The 18,868-nt window shown below is 55.8% G+C and carries 15 protein-coding genes; 4 read left to right on the forward strand and 11 right to left on the reverse strand.

The window, feature by feature from the left end; all coding sequences use genetic code 11:
• Nucleotides 1–301: 301 nt before the first annotated feature.
• Nucleotides 302–1,627 carry an ABC transporter substrate-binding protein gene (locus FHS18_RS32250; protein WP_183604520.1) on the reverse strand — a complete coding sequence of 442 codons (1,326 nt, stop codon included), beginning with the start codon at nucleotides 1,625–1,627 and terminating at the stop codon, nucleotides 302–304.
• A 293-nt stretch (nucleotides 1,628–1,920) separates the two neighbouring features.
• Here FHS18_RS32250 and FHS18_RS32255 point away from each other — a divergent pair, with 293 nt between their 5' ends.
• The 3 genes from FHS18_RS32255 (at nucleotide 1,921) to FHS18_RS34730 (ending at nucleotide 4,506) form a co-directional block, all read left to right on the forward strand.
• Nucleotides 1,921–2,400, forward strand: coding sequence for a DUF6530 family protein (locus tag FHS18_RS32255; RefSeq protein WP_183604521.1), 480 nt, complete (start codon nucleotides 1,921–1,923; stop codon nucleotides 2,398–2,400).
• A gap of 31 nt (nucleotides 2,401–2,431) precedes the next feature.
• The gene (locus FHS18_RS34725; RefSeq protein ID WP_183604522.1) at nucleotides 2,432–3,412 is read left to right on the forward strand and encodes an AAA family ATPase; all 981 of its coding nucleotides are present in this window, start codon (nucleotides 2,432–2,434) and stop codon (nucleotides 3,410–3,412) included.
• Between the two features lie 164 nt (nucleotides 3,413–3,576).
• Complete coding sequence (locus tag FHS18_RS34730) at nucleotides 3,577–4,506, forward strand: vWA domain-containing protein (RefSeq protein WP_246428041.1); 930 nt, start codon at nucleotides 3,577–3,579, stop codon at nucleotides 4,504–4,506.
• 99 nt (nucleotides 4,507–4,605) lie between these two features.
• Here the strand turns inward: FHS18_RS34730 and FHS18_RS32270 are convergent, their stop codons facing one another.
• Complete coding sequence (locus FHS18_RS32270) at nucleotides 4,606–5,475, reverse strand: helix-turn-helix transcriptional regulator (protein WP_183604523.1); 870 nt, start codon at nucleotides 5,473–5,475, stop codon at nucleotides 4,606–4,608.
• Nucleotides 5,476–5,620: 145 nt separating this feature from the next.
• Between FHS18_RS32270 and FHS18_RS32275 the strand changes: the two genes are divergently transcribed.
• Nucleotides 5,621–7,339, forward strand: a complete 1,719-nt coding sequence (locus tag FHS18_RS32275; RefSeq protein WP_183604524.1) for a glycoside hydrolase family 2 protein — start codon at nucleotides 5,621–5,623, stop codon at nucleotides 7,337–7,339.
• A 104-nt stretch (nucleotides 7,340–7,443) separates the two neighbouring features.
• Here FHS18_RS32275 and FHS18_RS32280 read toward each other — a convergent pair whose 3' ends face one another.
• The 9 genes from FHS18_RS32280 to FHS18_RS32320 form a co-directional block, all read right to left on the reverse strand.
• On the reverse strand, nucleotides 7,444–8,277 hold the full coding sequence (locus tag FHS18_RS32280) for a sugar phosphate isomerase/epimerase family protein (RefSeq protein WP_183604525.1): 834 nt from the start codon (nucleotides 8,275–8,277) through the stop codon (nucleotides 7,444–7,446).
• A 118-nt stretch (nucleotides 8,278–8,395) separates the two neighbouring features.
• Nucleotides 8,396–9,454 carry an oxidoreductase gene (locus FHS18_RS32285; protein WP_183604526.1) on the reverse strand — a complete coding sequence of 353 codons (1,059 nt, stop codon included), beginning with the start codon at nucleotides 9,452–9,454 and terminating at the stop codon, nucleotides 8,396–8,398.
• The gene (locus FHS18_RS32290) at nucleotides 9,447–10,205 is read right to left on the reverse strand and encodes a sugar phosphate isomerase/epimerase family protein (RefSeq protein WP_183604527.1); all 759 of its coding nucleotides are present in this window, start codon (nucleotides 10,203–10,205) and stop codon (nucleotides 9,447–9,449) included. The genes FHS18_RS32285 and FHS18_RS32290 overlap by 8 nt, the downstream gene beginning before the upstream one ends.
• A gap of 22 nt (nucleotides 10,206–10,227) precedes the next feature.
• Nucleotides 10,228–11,337 carry a Gfo/Idh/MocA family protein gene (locus FHS18_RS32295; RefSeq protein ID WP_183604528.1) on the reverse strand — a complete coding sequence of 370 codons (1,110 nt, stop codon included), beginning with the start codon at nucleotides 11,335–11,337 and terminating at the stop codon, nucleotides 10,228–10,230.
• Between the two features lie 28 nt (nucleotides 11,338–11,365).
• Nucleotides 11,366–12,250, reverse strand: coding sequence for a carbohydrate ABC transporter permease (locus tag FHS18_RS32300; RefSeq protein ID WP_343060776.1), 885 nt, complete (start codon nucleotides 12,248–12,250; stop codon nucleotides 11,366–11,368).
• Nucleotides 12,251–12,268: 18 nt separating this feature from the next.
• Nucleotides 12,269–13,192: an ABC transporter permease gene (locus FHS18_RS32305; RefSeq protein WP_183604544.1), complete on the reverse strand. Its 924-nt coding sequence runs from the start codon at nucleotides 13,190–13,192 to the stop codon at nucleotides 12,269–12,271.
• Between the two features lie 109 nt (nucleotides 13,193–13,301).
• Entirely contained in the window at nucleotides 13,302–15,029 is a 1,728-nt protein-coding gene (locus FHS18_RS32310) for an extracellular solute-binding protein (RefSeq protein WP_183604529.1), read from the reverse strand.
• 311 nt (nucleotides 15,030–15,340) lie between these two features.
• Nucleotides 15,341–16,972, reverse strand: a complete 1,632-nt coding sequence (locus FHS18_RS32315) for a response regulator transcription factor (protein WP_183604530.1) — start codon at nucleotides 16,970–16,972, stop codon at nucleotides 15,341–15,343.
• Nucleotides 16,969–18,714 (reverse strand): sensor histidine kinase, encoded by a 1,746-nt coding sequence (locus FHS18_RS32320; RefSeq protein WP_183604531.1) that lies wholly within the window; start codon nucleotides 18,712–18,714, stop codon nucleotides 16,969–16,971. Before FHS18_RS32320 ends, FHS18_RS32315 begins: the two co-directional genes overlap by 4 nt.
• Nucleotides 18,715–18,868 lie beyond the last annotated feature (154 nt).

Genomic DNA, 18,868 nt, shown 5'->3' on the forward strand with positions numbered 1-18,868 from the left:
CTTGTACGCCTTTTTCACCAACATGCCTAAACCTCCTTGCTAAGGATGGATAGGAATATTATAGCACATACGTTCGTATTATGAACAAAAAAGAACGCGATTCATCCCCCGCTTAGCAAGTGCTTGAATTGGGGGTATTCTCGCTAGGGCTAGATAAATTCTTGCATTTCAAACAAAATTCCCTCTTCCTGCACAAGGATCGATCTCGAGCAGAATAGGGAATGGTGTGTGTACAATATACCAGATGGTTTGGAAGCGTGAACAGCGCCATATTTTTCAGGTCAATACCGCATTTTTCTGGTTATGGAACGGCGATATGGTTCGCATCGATCAACGCCTGCAGCTCTCGCATGTATTCCTCCGGCTTATATTGCTTGTTCGTCACTAATAACAAAGCGTTATCCCAGGCCGCCAGCTGCTCCTCGGTTGAGAATCTGGCTTCGAACCATAAGGCGCCTTTCTGTAACGTCGCGATCTGCTGCTGAACGAGCTGAGTTAAAGCAGGAACATGATCAGGCATATGCTCGACCTTGAATCCGGTGATCATTCCCCGGCTGGCCATAGCATGATCGCCATATCGCGCGAACACGAACTTCATCCATTCGCCTACGTCCGCATTGTAGCTTTCCTTGGCGAACGAAGCCGTAAGCCCCGCATTCACCGGGTACTCTTCCAGCGTTCCGGCTCCGCCTTCGACCAGCGGAACGGAGAAGAATCCGATCTGATCCGATGGGAGCTCCCCGTCCCTCGGATTATTGAATTGACGGAGCGACCAGCTGCCGGAATAGAACATCGCCGCTCTCCCTTGCATGAAAGCCTGCATCGAACCTCGGAAGTCGACTTTGCTGACATTCACGCCGTAATAGCCCTGAAGCGCCATATCCTGAACGACCTTCGCCGCTTCGATGAACCCCGGATCGGTCAACCTCCGCTCTCCCCGGTCGACCTGCAGCATGGCATCGGCGCCATAGGCGCGTATGATGTAGGCGTTGATCATCCTCGTGATCGGCCATTTCTCTTTACCGGCGAGCGCAAAAGGCTGAACCCCTTCACGCTGGAGCGCTGCCGCAGCATCGAGCATCTCGTCCCATGTGCGAGGCACGTCCAATCCGAATCTTGCGAAGATGGCTTTGTTATACCAGAATCCCTCGATATTCAGCTCGAGCGGCAGCGCGTAAAGTCCTTTGCCGTCCACATGGCTCTTCAGCAGCTCCACTGCCGTCGGCAGCAGCGAGTCGTAGATGCCCAACTGACGGAATGTCTCCTCCATATCGAGCACGGCGTGGCTATCGATCAGATCGAGCAGCGGCTTCCCCGACGGATAGCTGAACACGGCGGGCAGATCGTTGCTCGCTGCCAGCAGCTGAATTTTGCGGGACAAATCCGCCCCGCCGAGCGACTCATACTTGAAGCTCATCGTCGGGTTCGTCTCCTCATACAAGGCCGTCAGCTCATCGATGATGGCCGTGCTCTGGGAATTCCCGTCGGCTGTCATATACAGAATCGGCGAGGGTTCATCTCCGGATTGGGCTTGGGGAGCTTCAGGAGAACTGCAAGAAGTTAGACTGAACGAGAGGGCCAGTAACGCCGCCAATAAGCTGAACTGCCGAGAATGAATCGCCTTCATAGTTATCCTCTTCTCCGATCGGGGCATAGGTTCACGAATCGAAAGTCCTTGTCGCAAAGGTATCACCACCGGGACTTAATTACAATCCGGATTGGAACTTTTTCTGAAGAGGTGTCGAAGTACGGACCGTAGGATGAGCAACAAGACTCGCGGACGTCACAAACAAACGTTACGGAGGATAAAATAGACAAAATTATATTTTGTTTGAAAATTACCAGACATTTATCTATACTATCTAAGAAATCGGCTTTTATCTCGCTAACTATAACCTTGAATATTACGGAGGAAAAACAATGAAAATACCCGACGCCTTTAACCATAAGCCCGTGATCGTCGCCGATCATTATGACCAGATCGATGGCCGTTACGCAGGGCGATCTGATGCCAAATGCCTATCTTTGGGAATTACGCCGGGAAGCGATAACCGCAGATCGGAACTATCCGCCCAAGTATGGCGTTCTACCGGCGACACGTTGTCCGCGCAATCCGAAGAGCTGCCGCTCCATCGCGCGCTTGATCTGGCGATTCTGATCTGCCGCTCCTTGGAGCATTTTAACGAAGCTTATATCTATGAACATCTCTATGATCCCGAGCAGCCTGTCCTGGATCGGATCGGCCTGCAAGGAAGCGCGATGAACGTGGCTATCTGCACGGACAATGCGAACATTAGGGAAGACATTCAGACGTTCAACCAAGCAATTAGCGACAATGGCGAGATGATCGGCGAGCGCTTGCGTACGCTGTCCCGAGTCTTGAAAGAACTGGGCTATTAATGAAATTTGAGGTGTGAAGGCGGTGAACGCGATGAATGAAGAACAACCTTATCTCCTATCCCCGGACCGGCAATTGACGGAGATCGAGCGAGCGCTGATCTGGCAAAAACCCGCTTCGCATAAAGTAAGCGCGGCCGAGCGGCGAATCTGCGACGAGGTGAAGCGGAACTGGAACCGGGGCGAGATGAAGATCTCGACCATTTTGCTCGAAGGCGATGCGGGCTCGGGCAAGACCCAATTAGCCAAGGCGTTATCCGCGGCGTTCGGGTTGCCTTATACGAAGGTCACTTGTTTTGCGGATATGGATAAATCGGATATTATCGGGGCGATCCTTCCCGTCATGGCTCCGCCAGAGAACCAGCGGTCCGATGAGGCGGCGACTCCGCCGGTCGAGTACCGGTTCTATCCGTCCGAGATCGTCAGAGCTTACCAGAACGGATACCTGCTGGAGATTCAGGAGCCGAACGTGATCCGTGACGCATCGGTACTCATGGCGCTCAATTCTGCGTTAGAGCCTTATGGCAGCATCAACCTGCCGACGGAGATTATCAGACGCCATCCCGATTTCATGGTCGTCATTACGACGAACCGGAGCTACGCCGGAACCAAGCCGCTGAACGAAGCGCTGCGGGACCGCGTACAGCATTCGGAACGGATGGATATGCCGACGAAGGAAGTGATGATCGAGCGCGCCGTGGCGATGGTAGGTTTCGAGGATCAAGAGGTGCTGGGAATATTGGCGGAAGCCATCATGGCTTTGGATCAAGCGGCCAAAGCCAATGCGATCAAAGGCGTGGCCGGAATGCGGTCATACTTCTATTGGACCGATGCCGTCTCGGCCGGGATTCCCGTCGCCGAAGCGATGTATCATAAGGTGATCTACAAAATGACGACCGACCCGGATGAAATCAAGCTGTTGGAAGAAGCCCTCCGATCCCGCGGGCTGATGGCACAGTTGGAACAACTGGAGATCGCGGTAAAAAAAAACGAATTCTCGGGAAGCTTGAATTAACCGCTGCAGGCGAATTCGATCATCTAGATGTCTCTTCCGCCGCCGATGCCGATGAGACTGGACTTGCGCTGATCAAGTCGGCCGAGAGCGACGATAGCTCCGTCCATCAGCCGATCGCGTTCGAGAAGTCCGACGAAGGGACGCGCAGCGAACTGGGCGATAATTTGTCCTATGCGATTGCGGTAGAACCACCCGAGCAAGACGAAGAGCAGAAGCAGCTAGAAAAGGCCTTCCGCAAGAAACTGAATCAGGAAGCGCGGGCCATCGTCTCCGATTCGATGCATAAGAGCGTCAAGCTGATCGTGCACCGGCCGGAGTATACGCGGGAGGATCGGGAAGCCTATGCGCGTACAGTCAAGGATCTGCTGCCTGTCGTGCAGGAGATCGCCCGTCGCGCGATGCCGATCCTTACGCACGATATCTCGGTGGATTACGCCGGACGCCACTATTACGGGAGCAGGTTCCGGGCAGATCGTCTGGCTTACGTGGACTTTCGGCATTTTGCCAAGAAACGCCCGCCTACGGAAGCGCCTTCCCTGGTTGTGGGCTTACGGATCGATGAGTCCAAATCGATGAATGCCGCAGGAAGGTTGGAAGCGGCGCGGCTGGCCGCAATCGCGATCTATGAATTCTGCCTGCTATGCGACATTCCCGTGCTGATCGCCGGAGATACCGCGGATGTTTCCCGGTTGGAACAGATGTCGATCTACTCGTACGCCGATTACGCGAAGCCCGATCCGAATGATCGTTACCGGTTATTGAGCATCCGTGCCAGAGGCAACAATCGGGACGGTATGGCGCTGCGGATTATGGCCGACAAGTTGGCCGAAGCTCCCGGGCAGAGCAAGCTGCTCATCAGCATTAGCGACGGCCAGCCCAAAGCGATGGAAGCCTATACCGGCGAGGCCGCGCTTCAGGACATCCAGCAGACGATCTCGGAATACGAACGACGCGGCGTCCGTTTCCTGGCGGCGGCCATCGGCGACGATAAGGACGTCATTAACCGGATCTACGGCGATGGGCGCTATCTGGATATGTCGGATCTGTCGCGATTCCCTGCGGAGATGGTCCGTTGCATTGCTCGTTATTTGTGATTACAATTCAACATTCTCACGTAGTCAAACAACCCGCAAGAGCGTTCTCGAACGCCACTTGCGGGTTGTTGCTGTCGCAGCGCTGCCCCGTGCTGGAAGTTATTCTTGACCGGTTCGACCGTCCGCGCCATCCCCGCCCCGCTGGCTGCTTCTATACGCGCTCGGCGAGACGCCGTTCAGCTGCTTGAACATTTTGCTGAAATGATATTCTTCGTCATACCCGCATAACCGGCCCACTTCCCGGATCGGATAATCCGTATAGGCGAGATAGCCGCACGCCTGCTGGTTGCGCAGATGCAGGTGATATTCCTTCGGCCCCATCCCCGTATACTTCAGGAACAGCTTCCGCAGGTAAGAGGCCGAGATGCGGTGTTCCTCCGCCAGCTGCTCGATTCGCAGATTCTCCTTATAGCCTTCCTCCAACTGTTTCTTAATCCGCTCGAAGGCGGCATGCGCGCCGGATTCCGTTAAGCTCCAATCGGATCGCTCCATCCGGTGCAGCTTGTGCAGCAGAATCTGCAATTGCGCTTGGGACATGGCAGCGCCCGCGCCAAGTCCAGGCAGCCACGCCTGATGGATCTCCCGGAACAGCTCGCCCAATTCCTGAGCTTGCTTCACGCTATACCGGCTTAAGAAGGGCAGCTCCAGCCTCTCGATCGGAATGATGTCCTTCCACACCGCATCGTAGACGAGCTCCGCGCAATCGAAGAGCACCATCGTCATGCGGAGCGGCGCGTGCGGCTCGGAGCGCATGGACAGCTTCAGACCCGGCTTCAGGTAAGCGAGCGTGCCGGCTTGAACCTTGTGCTCGGCATTCGTCAGGAAAGTCCCCTCTCCCGCATGAATCCAATATAGGCTATGCACATTCACCAGATTGCGAATATCCGACCATCCCGGATAGGTCGCTTTATCGATCACAAAATGGATATGTACCGCAAGATGATTGAGATCATAACGTCGTTCTTCCAAGCGCGTCTCTCCCCTATCCCTGCTGACGAGGCTCGTTTTTTACAACCGGAACTTCGTTTTTTCCATTCCGAACCTAATCCCGTTCCTGTAACATCCATAGTATCAGAGCGTAAGCAATTCCACTATGACATGAGGAGGAACAGCCTTGTTAAGGACATTCCAAGAGCATCGGATTCGCGCGACGCAGCTGCTCGACGGCCCATGGGACTTGGCGTTGGATCCGGACGATACAGGGGTTCGGGAGCAATGGTTTGAGCGATTTCCACATGCCGAGCGCTCCATCTACGTCCCATCCTGCTGGAACAATGAACTGAACGTATTCGACTATGAAGGCGTTGCCTGGTATCGGAGGAAGATTCATATTCAAGACGCGCAGCATGTCCGGCTCATCTTCCATGCCGTGCTGGGCCATGCCGACGTGTATCTGGACGGGCAGCATCTCGGTTACCACTACGGCGGTTATACGCCCTTCGAGTTCGTCGTCCCCTCCCTCACCGCGGGCGAGCATGAGCTTATCGTTCGCACGGACAGCACGCTGGACCGGCTGACGATCCCGACGGAGCACGTCGACTGGTTCCATTACGGCGGCATCATCCGTAGCGTCGAGCTGCAGCGTCTGCCGGATCTTTATATCGGGCAGCTGAAAATCGACTACGATCTGCATGATCGAGAGGCCGAAGTAGGGTTCTACGTGCAGATCCATTCCCTGTCGAAGACGGCCCAGACAGCGGTACTGACATTGGTTGAAGGCGGACAGGAACTTCATACGGAATCGGTGCAGGTAGCCGCAGGTCAGAAGGTGTTCTCTACAGTAAAGCTACGCATGGAAGACATTCGGTTATGGAATGTCGGCCAGCCCGAACTGTATACGTTCCAAGCCCTCATCGAGATGGACGACAAGATCGATCGCATCGGCTTCCGCCGGATTGAGGTACGCGATCATCGCATTACCATCAACGGCGCTCCTGTCTATCTCAAAGGTGTGAACCGACACGAGGAGCATCCCGAGTGGGGCTTTGCCTTCCCGCCGAAACTGATGCAGAAGGATCTGGCGATCATTCAGGAGCTCGGCTGCAATACGGTGCGCGGTTCGCATTATCCGCAAAGCCCTTATTGGCTGGACCTGTTGGACGAGCACGGTCTCGTATTCTGGAGCGAGATTCCGATGTGGGGCGCCTTCCTGCCGAACGCAACGGTCAGCGAGCCGCTGTTCCAGGAGCGGGCGCTTACGATGGTGGGCGAGATGGTTGACTTACATTATCATCACCCCTCCGTTATCTTCTGGTCGGTGCACAACGAGATTGACTCCCGTACGCCGGAAGCCTATCAGATGACGGAGCGATTGGTTGCCTGCGTCAGGAATCGGGACACCTCCAGGCTGGTAACCTACGCCACCATGCATCCATTAGAGGATATTCTCCTTCCTTTGTTCGACGTCATCGGCATCAACAAATATTATGGATGGTATGAAGGCGATGTAGATGGCTTCAAGGAGATGCTGAGACAGTTCCACGAACGGGCAGAGCATATGGGGGCCGGCGATAAACCGGTGCTCATGACCGAATTCGGCGGCGCCGGGCTGTTCGGGGACGTAGGCTGGGAGCCAAGGCTGTTCAGCGAGGATTATCAGGCGGAGCTTGTTACGAAGGCGCTGACGATCTTCCGGAACGATCCCAAGATCGGCGGTACCTACATCTGGCAGTTCTCGGATATTCGAGGCGATCTGAAGAGCAGCGGCCAGCATTTCCGCGACCGGGCGCGCAGCTTTAACAATAAGGGCTTGGTGAACGAATACCGCAAACCCAAACAATCCTTCCGCGAGGTTCGGCGAATCTATCGGTCGTGGGACGAGGGTGCGTTTTAAGACTGACGGTTTCATTGCGATACGATTCCATGGAAGAAGGCCAGCCCGGTCACCGGATTGGCCTTCTTCGCGTTTCCCTATCCAACCGCGTTCTTCAATTGTCGCTATTCTTCCTCAATCGCGTACGTTTCCTTCATCGCTGCAAGCCCTTTGCGAGCAACCTCCAACGCGCTTAACCCTTCATAATGCTCAAGGAATAATTCCAGCGACAGATAACCCTCGTAGCCGATGCGATGCAGCGTGCTTGCGATCTCGCGGGACGGGGCAATGCCTTTTCCAGGGAAGACGCGATGATTGTCGGCAATGACCGTGACATCCGGCTCTGACGGGTAGTCATTGACATGGAAGATGCCGATTCGATCCCCATTCAGACGCTCAATCTCCGGAATCGCGCTGCCGCCCGTGTACATGTGAAAAGGGTCAAGTAACAGCTTAATCCCGGTCTCCCCGCACAGGGACGAGATTTCGACGGCCTCGGACAACGTGGATAGCTTAGGTGCCCGCCCCCAGAACTCGAGGTAAGGCTCGATGCCGATCCGCCTTCCGAGCTGGACTAACCGGTCCAGGCTGGCTGCGAATTCTTCCGGCGAACAAGCGGCCACATCGCCGTACGGAGGTGCCGCGATCGCAAGGCAACCGAGCTCCTGCAGCAGCTTCATCTCCTGCTCCGCCTGCAAGAAGGCCGCCTCCCGTACTGCCGGATCCTTATCCGCCCAACGGAAGAAGGCGATCGCATTGGCGAACGTAAGGCCGGCTTCGTCCAAGCAGGCTCGCAAAGCCTCTGCCGTACCTCCATCTGCCAGATAACGCTCAATATCCGATACCCATAGTTCAACGCCATCGTAACCGGCATCGGCGGCCACCCGAATGAATTCGGGGACCGTCAGTCGGAACGGGAACAAGGTTGAAGCATTAAGGGCTGCCTTAAACGGAAACATGCCATTGCCTCCTTCACCAAAGTGTATTGCTCTGCTCCCAAAGCGTGGTGCTAGGCTCCTTGTAGCCTAAGCCTAGCATCTCGCAGCGACTAAACAGCAGCGAGTGATCACGCGATTGTCATTCGTCTACCCGAATGATACGCCCTTCTTCGTTACTCCGGAAGGCAAGCTCGATCAAACGGATCGAGGCTCGAGCCTCATCCGCGGTCACCGCAAGCTCCGCCTCCCCCATAATATGCTTGTATACATTCCGATAGTAGGCCCGGTAATCGCCGGGCAGCGTCTCGACGAATCCTTCGACGTGCAGGCTTCCTACGGAGGTGTTTAACTTCCCCCAGCTCTCGGGCTTCTCTTGGCCCCAACCAGGCTGCGTTGCCGGCGTCTCTCCCCGGATCAACGCGGATTCCTGCGGATCGGTGCCGTATTTGATGAACGAGCCTTGCGTACCGTACAACCGGTAGCGAGGCCCGGGTTCACGCACGTAGCGCGAAGATTTCAGGCTTACCTTAAGGCCGCCCGGATAGCCCAACACGACATCGAAGTAATCGTGCGCGAGCGCGTTCTCCCGTTGTACGCGAATATCGGCGGCAATCGTCTCGGGCATACCGAATAGACTGAGCGCCTGATCGAGAAAATGGACGCCCAGGTCGTAGAATACGCCTGTCCCCGGACCTCCATGCTCCCGCCAATTGCCGGACGCCATGACGGGATCGTAGCCGTCCCAGTGAAACTCGGCCTCCATGACCGTGCCCAGCAGATTCTGCTGCAGCAGCTGCTTCATGGTCAGGAAGTCGCCGTCCCAGCGCCTGTTATGGAACACGCTGAGCACTTTGCCTGACTCGCGCGCAAGCGTGGTCAGCTCATCCGCTTCGGCCGACGTGACGGTGAACGGCTTCTCGACGACGACATGCTTGCCTGCGGACAAGGCGTCGCGCACGAAGGTATAGTGATCGGTGCTGGGCGTTGTCACGACAATCAGGTCGATCTCGTCATCTTCGTATAGCGCATTCACGTTGTCGACGATCTTAACCCAAGGGTATCTGTCCTTAGCCGCCGAACTGCTCCGCTCCACCACCTTCGTCAGCTTAAGCTCCGGCACGGCGGTGATAATCGGCGCATGAAAGGTGCGTCCCGCATACCCATACCCAATAAGTCCGACCCGCAGCGGCTCACTCATCGCCGATAACCCCCAGCTTCTTCAGATTGCGATAGCTGATCGCGATACTGTCGAATGGCGAGCGCCGGCATTCGTCCTGCTCCACGATTAACCATTCGGTTCCGACCTCGGATGCCATCTTCACAATCTCCCCCATCGGCAGAATTCCCTCGCCCACTTCCGCGAAGAACTGTTCTTCGCCCGGTTCCATGTCCTTCATATGCAGCAGCGGACAGCGATTGCGGAGCTTACCGAGGTAGGCGACGGGATCTTCCCCGCCCTTCTGGACCCAATACACGTCCAGCTCCATCTGCACGAGCTCCGGGTCCGTCGCTTCGAGCAGCAGATCCAGGGCATAACGGCCCTCGAACCGGGTGAATTCCCAATCGTGGTTATGGTACAGCAGTTGGACGCCTGCCTCTTTGCACTTACGGCCGACATCGTTTAACGCTGACGCGACCTCGAGCACCTCTTCATGCGAAGAGAAACGATAATAAGAGAGAACCACATACTTGGCTCTGATCTCCTTCACATATTCGAGCAAGCCCGCTAAGTTCGTCGTCAGTTGCCCGAAGTCCGTATGGCAGCTCAATGCTTGCAGTCCGATGCGATCAAAATGGTCCTTGACCTCCTTCGGCGTGATCCCCTCCGGCGGCAGTCCCACCTCTGCCGCTTGGTAGCCGATCGTGGCTGCCCGCGAAAAGGCGCCCAAATAATCTTGCTCAAGCTCGCGTCTAATCGTCCAAGGCTGTAACCCGATGCCAAATGCCATGCGCTTCATCCTCCCGATCGTTCTAGTTATCAAGCAGATTATATTGCAAACCTAGCGGCAGCGCTGCCGGCCTGTCTACGGCGGCGCTTACATCCACATGCACCCCGGCATTCGACGACTCCATGATTCCGATCGTAATGTCGATGACATGGCGAGCCAATTGTCCGCTTGCGCGGTGCGGCCGACCGCTGCGAATGGCTTGCGCCAAATCCGCCACGCCGATGCCCCGGCTGTTGGCCGTGAAGCCATGCGTATACGGGATTGTGGCAAGCTCTCCGCTGCGCTGCAGAATCCGGATCTCGCCGTCGAAGTTATTCGGGTCCGGGACGAAGAGGGTACCTTCCGTACCATAGATAACTAGCTGCGGCGCATAGCCGAAGCTTTCTTTGGCCGCTTGCATCGTCGCGATGACGCCGCTCTCGAACTGAAGGACGGCAGCCGTGTTCATCGGCGCTTCGACCGGTATGGTATCTCCGTAACGCGGGGCCCGCGGATTCGTAATCGCAAGCTCGCTCCTTACGCTGCCCGTATAACCGGCGACGCGTCTGACCGGTCCGAGCAGGTTCACCATGGCGGTGAAGTAATAAGGAGCCATGTCGAACAGGGGATCCCAGCCGAGCTTCATGAGCGCCGCAATGTTCGGGTGGCTGCCATCCCACGCATGTCCCATGATGATGGAGCCGCTCGCCGCGTATGGCGTTCCGATCCAGCCGTCGTCAATCAGCTTGCGGCAGGTTTGCAAGCTCCCGCCGAGGAACGTATCCGGCGCGCTGCCGACTCGCAGACCTTTGGCCTCCGCCAGCGCTAATACATCATCCGCATCCTCCCGCGTAAGGGCAAACGGCTTCTCCGTATAGACATGCTTGCCCGCCTCGAGAATTTGCTTATTCACCGCTGCGTGAACATGCGGCGCGGTCAAATTCACGATGATCTCGATCTCCGGGTCAGACAGCATCTCTTCCGCCGTATAGACGTAAGGGACGTTGAATTCCGCCGCCCGCTTGGCGGCAAGCTCCGGAACCAGATCCGCAACTGCCTTCACCTCGAGATTGTCGAATACGGCCGTACAATTGTGAAGATAGATGCCGCTAATCATCCCGCAGCCCATTATTCCGATTTTCACTGGTTGCATCCGAATCACCTTTCTTATCCGAGTGTCGTTATTCTTTCACGCTGCCGAGGACGATCCCGCTGACGAAGAAACGCTGCAGGAACGGATAGACGATCAGGATCGGCAGGGCGCCGAGGAAGATCTGCGCCGCCTTGGCCGTCCGGTCGCTAATCTGTGTAAGCGAATCCAAATCCGCCGACGCCATGGCCGAGAAATCCTGCCGGATGATGATCGTCTGCAGATAGCTCTGCAGCGGGTAATGATCCGGCGTGTTCATGAAGATGAGGCCGTCGAACCAGGCGTTCCAGTGGCCGACGATCGCGAACAGCGTCACCGTGGCCAGCGAAGGCATCGAGAGCGGAATATAGACGCGCCATAGGGTCGTCCATTGCCCGGCGCCGTCGATGAACGCCGCTTCCTCCAGCTCCTTCGGCAGATTGCGGAAGAAGTTCAGCATCAGGATGACATTGAACACCGGCACGGCCGTGGGCAAGACGAGCGCCCAGATCGTATCCATGATTCCGGTATATTTTACGATCATATAGGTAGGAATTAGTCCACCATTGAACAAAATCGTGATGACGAATATCCAGGCATAGAAGGTTCGCGGACGGAACACGCTGGTTTCTTTGGATAACGGATAGGCAATAAGCACCGTGATCAGCATATTAATGGTCACGCCTAAGGCAACCCGCTGCACGGTCACCAGCATCGACTTCAGAAATGCTGCCTGGCCTGCGACATACTCGTAGCTGCTGAGCGTCCAATCGACCGGCCACAGCTTGACATACCCGGCCGCCGCCGCTTCGCTGGAGCTGAAGGAGATGGCGAGCACATGAACAAGCGGGATGATGCACATAAGCGATACAATCGTAAGGAACGTATAGTTAAAGGCGATGAACGCCTTTCTGCTCCAAGTCAGCCTCTCTACCACCTAGGATCGCTCCTTTCTCTAGAATATCCGGTAGTTGGCAAGGCGGTAAGCCAAGTAATACGACACAGAGATAAAGGTTAAGGACACGATGGACTTGAACAATCCGACGGCCGTCGCCACGCCGTATTGCGCATCTTCGAGGCCGATCCGATAGACGAAGGTATCGATAATATCGCCCGTCTCATAGACCTGCGGGCTGTACAAGTTGAACACTTGATCGAATCCCGCGTTGAGCACATTGCCCAGACTCAATACCGAGAGCAGAATAATAATCGAGGCCATGCCCGGCAGCGTCACGTGCAGCGTCTGCTTCCAGCGTCCCGCCCCATCCACGATAGCGGCCTCGTACAAGGTCGGGTTAATGCCGGTTAACGCCGCCAAGTAGACGATCGTATTAAAGCCGAACTCCTTCCATGTGTCGGACGCGACGAGCACAAATCGGAACCAATGATTGTCGCCGAGGAAATAAATCGGTTCGATCCCCAGCCAGCTAAGCCCGGCGTTGAGGATCCCCTCCGATGGGGATAGGATATCGACCAATATCCCCCCGAGTATGATCCAGGACAGGAAGTGCGGCAGATAGATCATCGTCTGCATGCTTCGCTTGAACCATTGCTTGCGCACTTCATTCAGCAGCAGCGCCACGATAATGGGCACGACCAACTGCGCGATCATCTTCATGAACGCGATGACGATGGTATTCCGCAAGATCTGCATCGTATCCGGCAAGGCCATCACGTAGCGGAAGTTCTCGAGTCCGACCCAGGCGGAATCCCAGATTCCCCTCGCCGGGACGAACTTCTGGAAGGCGATGACGAGTCCTAGCATAGGGCCATAATTGTAGATGAGGACGAGCAGCAAGCCGGGCAAGATCATCAGGTGCAGCGGAATCTGAGGGATGCGGCTGCGCCTCTGGTTCTTCCCGCTGCTCAGGCTCGCCATCCGCGCATCTGCTTCGGCCGGGGCAGCTTGATGGCTCATAGGTTGTTCCCTCCTTCTTGCCTGAAATAAGCGGGAGGGCCGGGTGATCCCTTGCCCTCCCGTTGACGTTCTATTTCGTCGCATTCCACGAATTGACTTCGTCCGTGATTTGGTCGCCGCCGAGCTTCTTCCAGTCGCTGACGAATTTGTCGAACTCGTCGACCGAAGCGCCCATAATAATCTTCGTGAACGTCTCCAGCTCCATCTTCAGCAAGGTGGCGTTCTTATCGGTCATCGTGGCGGTCGGGGCGGCATAATATTCGCTCGATTTGATCAGCTTCTCCGTCACGTACTTGTCGATGACGCTGAAGGAGCCTGCCTTACCGAACACTTTGTCGTAAGACCAATTGGTCGCATCGCCCGTACCCTCTTGCATCGCAAGCGAGTTATTGTAGGCGTCCAACTCCTCCGGATTGAGGGCCGAAGCATCTTTGTTCTCAAGCGCGGCGACGACATTATGATGGATGGTGAGGTTCTTATCCGGGCGGCCGACCGCGAACGGGAAGTACTGCCACACTTCGATGCCATCCACTTTGGAGTGCTGCTGCCAGACCTCCTTCGGCGTCTTCGGATCGAATTGCAGCTCGCCGAAGAGATTGAGCATTTTGAACAGCGCTTCCGGATGTTCGGCGTCCTTGCGGACAACGTAATAATTCGAGATCGAGCTCGCCGGCGTCTGCGGGCTCGCCGAAGTGCTATCGACGGAGACGATCGGATATGCCTGCCAATCTGCCGCCGGGTCGTTCTTCCGGCTGTCGGTCAGCGGGAACAGCGTGTTCCACATCTGACCGTAGCCCATGCCGAGTCTGCCTGCGGATGCAAGCTCCGCTTCCTTCACTTCGTCCTTGACCCCGAATTCCTTATCGATGAGGCCGTTCTTGTACATCTCCTGCAATTTGGCGAGCGCCGTCTTCATCTCCGGTTGTATGCTGCCGTAGACGAGATTGCCGCCGGGATCTTTAATCCAGCTTTGCGGATAGGCGTGATAACCGTTCATGAAGCCTTCGAGGATGCCGAAGCTTCCGCCGCCGTTGGTCCAGAATAGCGTCTTGTTCAGCGCCAGACCGTAGCTGTCCTTCTTGCCGTTGCCATCCGGGTCCTGATTGGTAAAGGCGTCCGCGATCCGGATCACGTCGTCCATCGTCTTCGGTTCCGGCAGACTTAGCTTGGTCAACCAATCCTTGCGGATCCATAGAATCGGGGCGTTATCGATCGTCGCATTGCCCGCGGGGAACGCCATTAGCTTGCCGTCGAAGGTCGAAGCCGCAAGGCCGTTCGTCGTCGCTTCGGCGAATTCCTTGACGAGCGGAGAAGCATACTTCTCGTACAGCTCCGTCAGATCATAGATCTCTCCGGCTTCCGCCAACTGCTTGAGCTGCGTGGCATTGACGCCGAAAATATCCGGAAGGTCGCCCGATGCAAGCGTGACGTTCATCTTCTCTTGGCCTTGATCCTTCTTCACGACCCAGTTGTTCTTCACCTTAATGCCGAGGCGTTCCTCGAGCGTTCGGGTCCACTGGTTGCTGTCGATGGTTTCGCCGCTGGCGAATTTCAGCTCGTCGATGACGCGCACGGTCGTTAGTTCGATGCCGGGCTCGTATTTCCCGAACTGCGGATCCGCTTCGCTCGTGGCATTGCCTGCGCTTGTATTCGCTTCATCGCCTGTCGTCTGGCTATTGGCCGCCTTGTCATTGGACGGATTCGCTTGGTTGCCGTCGCCGTTATTGCTGCAAGCGGATACGACAAGCGATAAACATAATAGCGATGCTGCGGCCACGTTCTTCTTTGGTTTCAACATCTGTTAACCTCCCCTTTTCTCCTATAGACATCGCTCTGGCTGGTTACAGGTTTAGTATAGAATTTCGCAGGGGCTGCCGTATATTTCACTTCTTTTAGAAGCTTTATCTTTCTTTTGTATATTTGGAAGTTCGGTGAACAAGTAGCCGGAGAGTCGGTATGGAGCTTGAACAGCGTCAGCGGTCGCCTTTGTAAACGGATTTCGTCCAATTTGATAATGAAGATAAGAGAAATCCGTTAACAACAGCGAGTGAAAGCCCATACCGACCGTAGGCTAAGTTTAGTTCACCGAACTTCCAAGCTTAACACCTGTCATTCATGCAGCGCGCGGTACTCCTGCGGCGTCATGCCGGTATGCTTCTTGAAGAAGCGGGTGAAGTAACCGGCCGTTCCGTAGCCGACCTGCGCGCCGACCTCATGGATTTTCATCATGGAACCCGCGAGCAGCTCCTTCGCTTTCTGAATGCGAAGGTCCGCCATATATTCCGTTACATTCATGCCGGTGCACAGTTTATAGAGGCTCGATAGATAGGAGGAGTTCAGATAGACGATCGCGGACAGGGCGTCGAGCGACAAATCCTGGTCCAGATTCGCCCGGATATGCTGGTTCAGCTTCTGAATAATCCGGTGCGTCCGTTCGTCGACCGACCGCCGCCTCTGCTCGATAAGCGACCATGCGCAGGCCTTAAGCACGGCCACGGCGGACTCTTTGGAAGGATGGGCATGCAGGTCCATCAGCCGCTTCGCCTGCTCGCCATCCGGCGCCGTTCCTTCTCCGGAAGCGTTCAGTTGTCGTAGCAGCATTAAAGCCACGCAGTAGTACGCTTGCGAATAAATCGCGTAATTGCGGAACCGCGCCGAGCCGAAACGCGCATCGATCAGCGTATTCCACTGCTCCAGATCGCCGGAATCGAGCACCTGCTCAAGCTCGAGAAGCCATCGGTCCGACAGGTCGGAAACCGTCTCCTGCTCCTCAATATCGCAATACGTGATCAGCATTTCGCAGCCATCTCCAAGTCCGAGCACCAGCATCTGCTTCAGCCTTGCATAGGTCGCGCCTAGTTCTTCCCAGCTCACGGGGCTTCCGTTCGTCACGATCGAGACGGGGATGCGAAGCAGCTGCTTGATCGTCGCCTGGATGCTCTCCAGCGTCCCAATGATGAATCGGATGTCCGCCTCCCACTGCTCGCTGCCGACCGGTTCATCCGCCTGCTCCGTAACCCTCGGTTGCAGCAGCCATACGAAATGGGAGCCGTCAAGGATGAGCGGAACGATAGCTGCGCGCTGCTGCAGATACTCTTCGGCAATATTCTGGATCGCGTAGAGCAGCAGCATCTGCGCGGAGCCGCTCTCGTCCTCCTGCCAGCGGTCCGCTCTGCCGGCGACCATCAGGATCGGATTCCCCGTGATGAAGGGAATATGCAGTTCCGCAAGCCTCGCCGGGCTTATGCTCATACGATACGTCCGCGCATCGATTACGCTGTAGAACCAATCTTTGCGCAGGAGCGGGAGCGCTTGCCATAGTTGGTCTTTGGCTCGCTTCAAGAAGGCTTCATTGACTGCCTCTTCCGTAATCTGCTTCATCGCCTGTCTGACGGCGGCTTCGATCGCCTCGTCGCCTTCCGTCTTGAGGATATAATCGACGCCGCCATGTCGGATCGCCTGCTGCACATAATGAAAATCGCCCATACCGCTGAGGAAAATCACCTTGCAGCGAGGCCAATGCGCCTCCACCCAGCGCTGCAGCGCAAGGCCGTCCATGCCCGGCATGCGAATATCGCTCAGCACGATGTCCATCTTAGTCCGCTTCATCCGTTCGATCGCTTCCTCCGAGGAGTAGGCGGTGAACAGCTCAAGCTCCAGATCCTCCAGCTCGACCAGCATTTCCTTCAACCCGTCTACGATGTAGGGTTCGTCATCGACAATCAACAATCTCATCCTCATTCGCTTGCCTCCTCGATCGGTATCTCGATATCTACCCGCAGTCCGCCCCGCTCCCCGAGGGCAAGCGAGATTCCGGCTTGTTCCCCGTATTTGATCCGCAATCGACGGTGGACGTTAATCATTCCCGTACGCTCGCCATGCCCGTCATCCGCGCGCAGCGTAAGGCGCAGCGACTCTAGTTTCTCCGCCGTCCAATCGTCCCCGTTATCTTCGACGGAGATTACGACGCGCTGCGGGCTATACGCGAACGAGACATGGAGCCAACCTTCTTTCGTTTTCTTTTCCAATGCGTGGTGATAGGCGTTCTCTATGATCGGCTGCAAAATGAGACGCGGCACCCCCAGCTGGACCGCTTCAGGGGGAACGTCGTCGAACCGGGTCTCGATCCGATGTCCGAACCGGATCGTCTGAATATCCGTGTACGTCCTCGCATGGTGGGCTTCCTTCTCGAGCGGCACCTCGTCCGATCCGTCGCGCGTGATGTATTGAAAATATTCGCCCAGATGCTTCGTAAGCCGCACGACGTTCTCCGTATCCTCCCGCTTGGCCATCCGGTACAGGATGAAATACGTGTTGTACAGAAAATGCGGGTTAATCTGCGACTGCAGATGCCGCAGTTCCGACAGCTTGGCGCGGTACTGCTGTTCGTACACTTCATGAACGAGCACATTAAGCTGCTTGACCATGCTGTTGAACCGATCGTACAGGTAACCGAATTCGTCCTTGAACGGATACTCCACCGTCTGATTCAATTGGCCCTGCTCGATTCGCCGGAACGAATGCATGAGCGAGCGCAGCGGCCGATGAATAATTTGATAGATGCTGAACGAAAAGAAAAGGACGATCGCGATCGACGCCGCAGACAAAGCCAGCATCCACTTGCGGTATGTCGTAACGGGCGCATTGATTTTCTCCGTCGGAACGAGCATCGTCAGCGTCATGCCGAACCGCTCGGACTGCTGCCTGACGGCCATATAGGAGGTATTGCTAACGGAAAGATATTGCGTCTCTCCATTGCGGTCGAACTGGACCTGCCCTAGCCCGGCCATCGTTGGAGGACCGTCAGGCGATCCGGCCTCGCTGGCAATGGACCAATCCCCATTCATGCCAGCCAACAGCGCCTCGCCGCCTTCATTGGTGAACTGCGCGAGCGCCGCCTGAAGTTCAGGCTTGGATATCTCGATAAGGAGCAAGAATACGGGAGGTCTGTTCGTGCCTTCCGGATAAGGCATGCTCATGAACAGGCGGTCATCCCACATCATGAAGGGGGAAACGAGCCGGCTCGGGGGTTGCCGCAAGGCTTCGAATTGAGGCCTGTCCAGCTCCAGGATGGAATTGTCATTCGAAGAGAGGGATCGGTTCATGAGCGGGATCATCGCGGTGACATTCGCCACGAAGCCGCTCGATTGCTTCAGCAGATCGAGCCTTCGCTTCAGGCGCAGCGCGGCCTGGGTACGTTCGAAATCGGACATGATCTCCGCTTTGACGCTTAAGTTCTGCAGGTCCTCGTCATTGACGTATTGACGCAGCAGCTGATGAACCCGGTATAGGTCGTTGTCGACGATCTCCATGTACAGATTCGATCTGGAGGATAAGGAGCTCGCGATCTCCTGCTTGATATTGCGGGAACCGGATTCGTTCATTAACAGCCCGATCGCATATAGGGGGATCAGGACGAGCAGGAAGGTGAGGACTAACTTGGGGATGATTCTCATGGAGGCGAACAATTCTTTCGGTTTCATGGGATCACTTCCTACTTCCAAAGGATGGGACAGAAATCCAAACAGAGTGAAATATACAGCGCAGCGGGCCGAAACTATGATTAGTATTGTAATCTGTAAGCGCTTTATCGCACAACAGGGAAAGGAGGTATCCACGAATTAATTTACCGGACCA

The organism is Paenibacillus phyllosphaerae (genome assembly GCF_014192105.1).
Classification (GTDB): Bacteria; Bacillota; Bacilli; order Paenibacillales; family Paenibacillaceae; genus Paenibacillus_Z; species Paenibacillus_Z phyllosphaerae.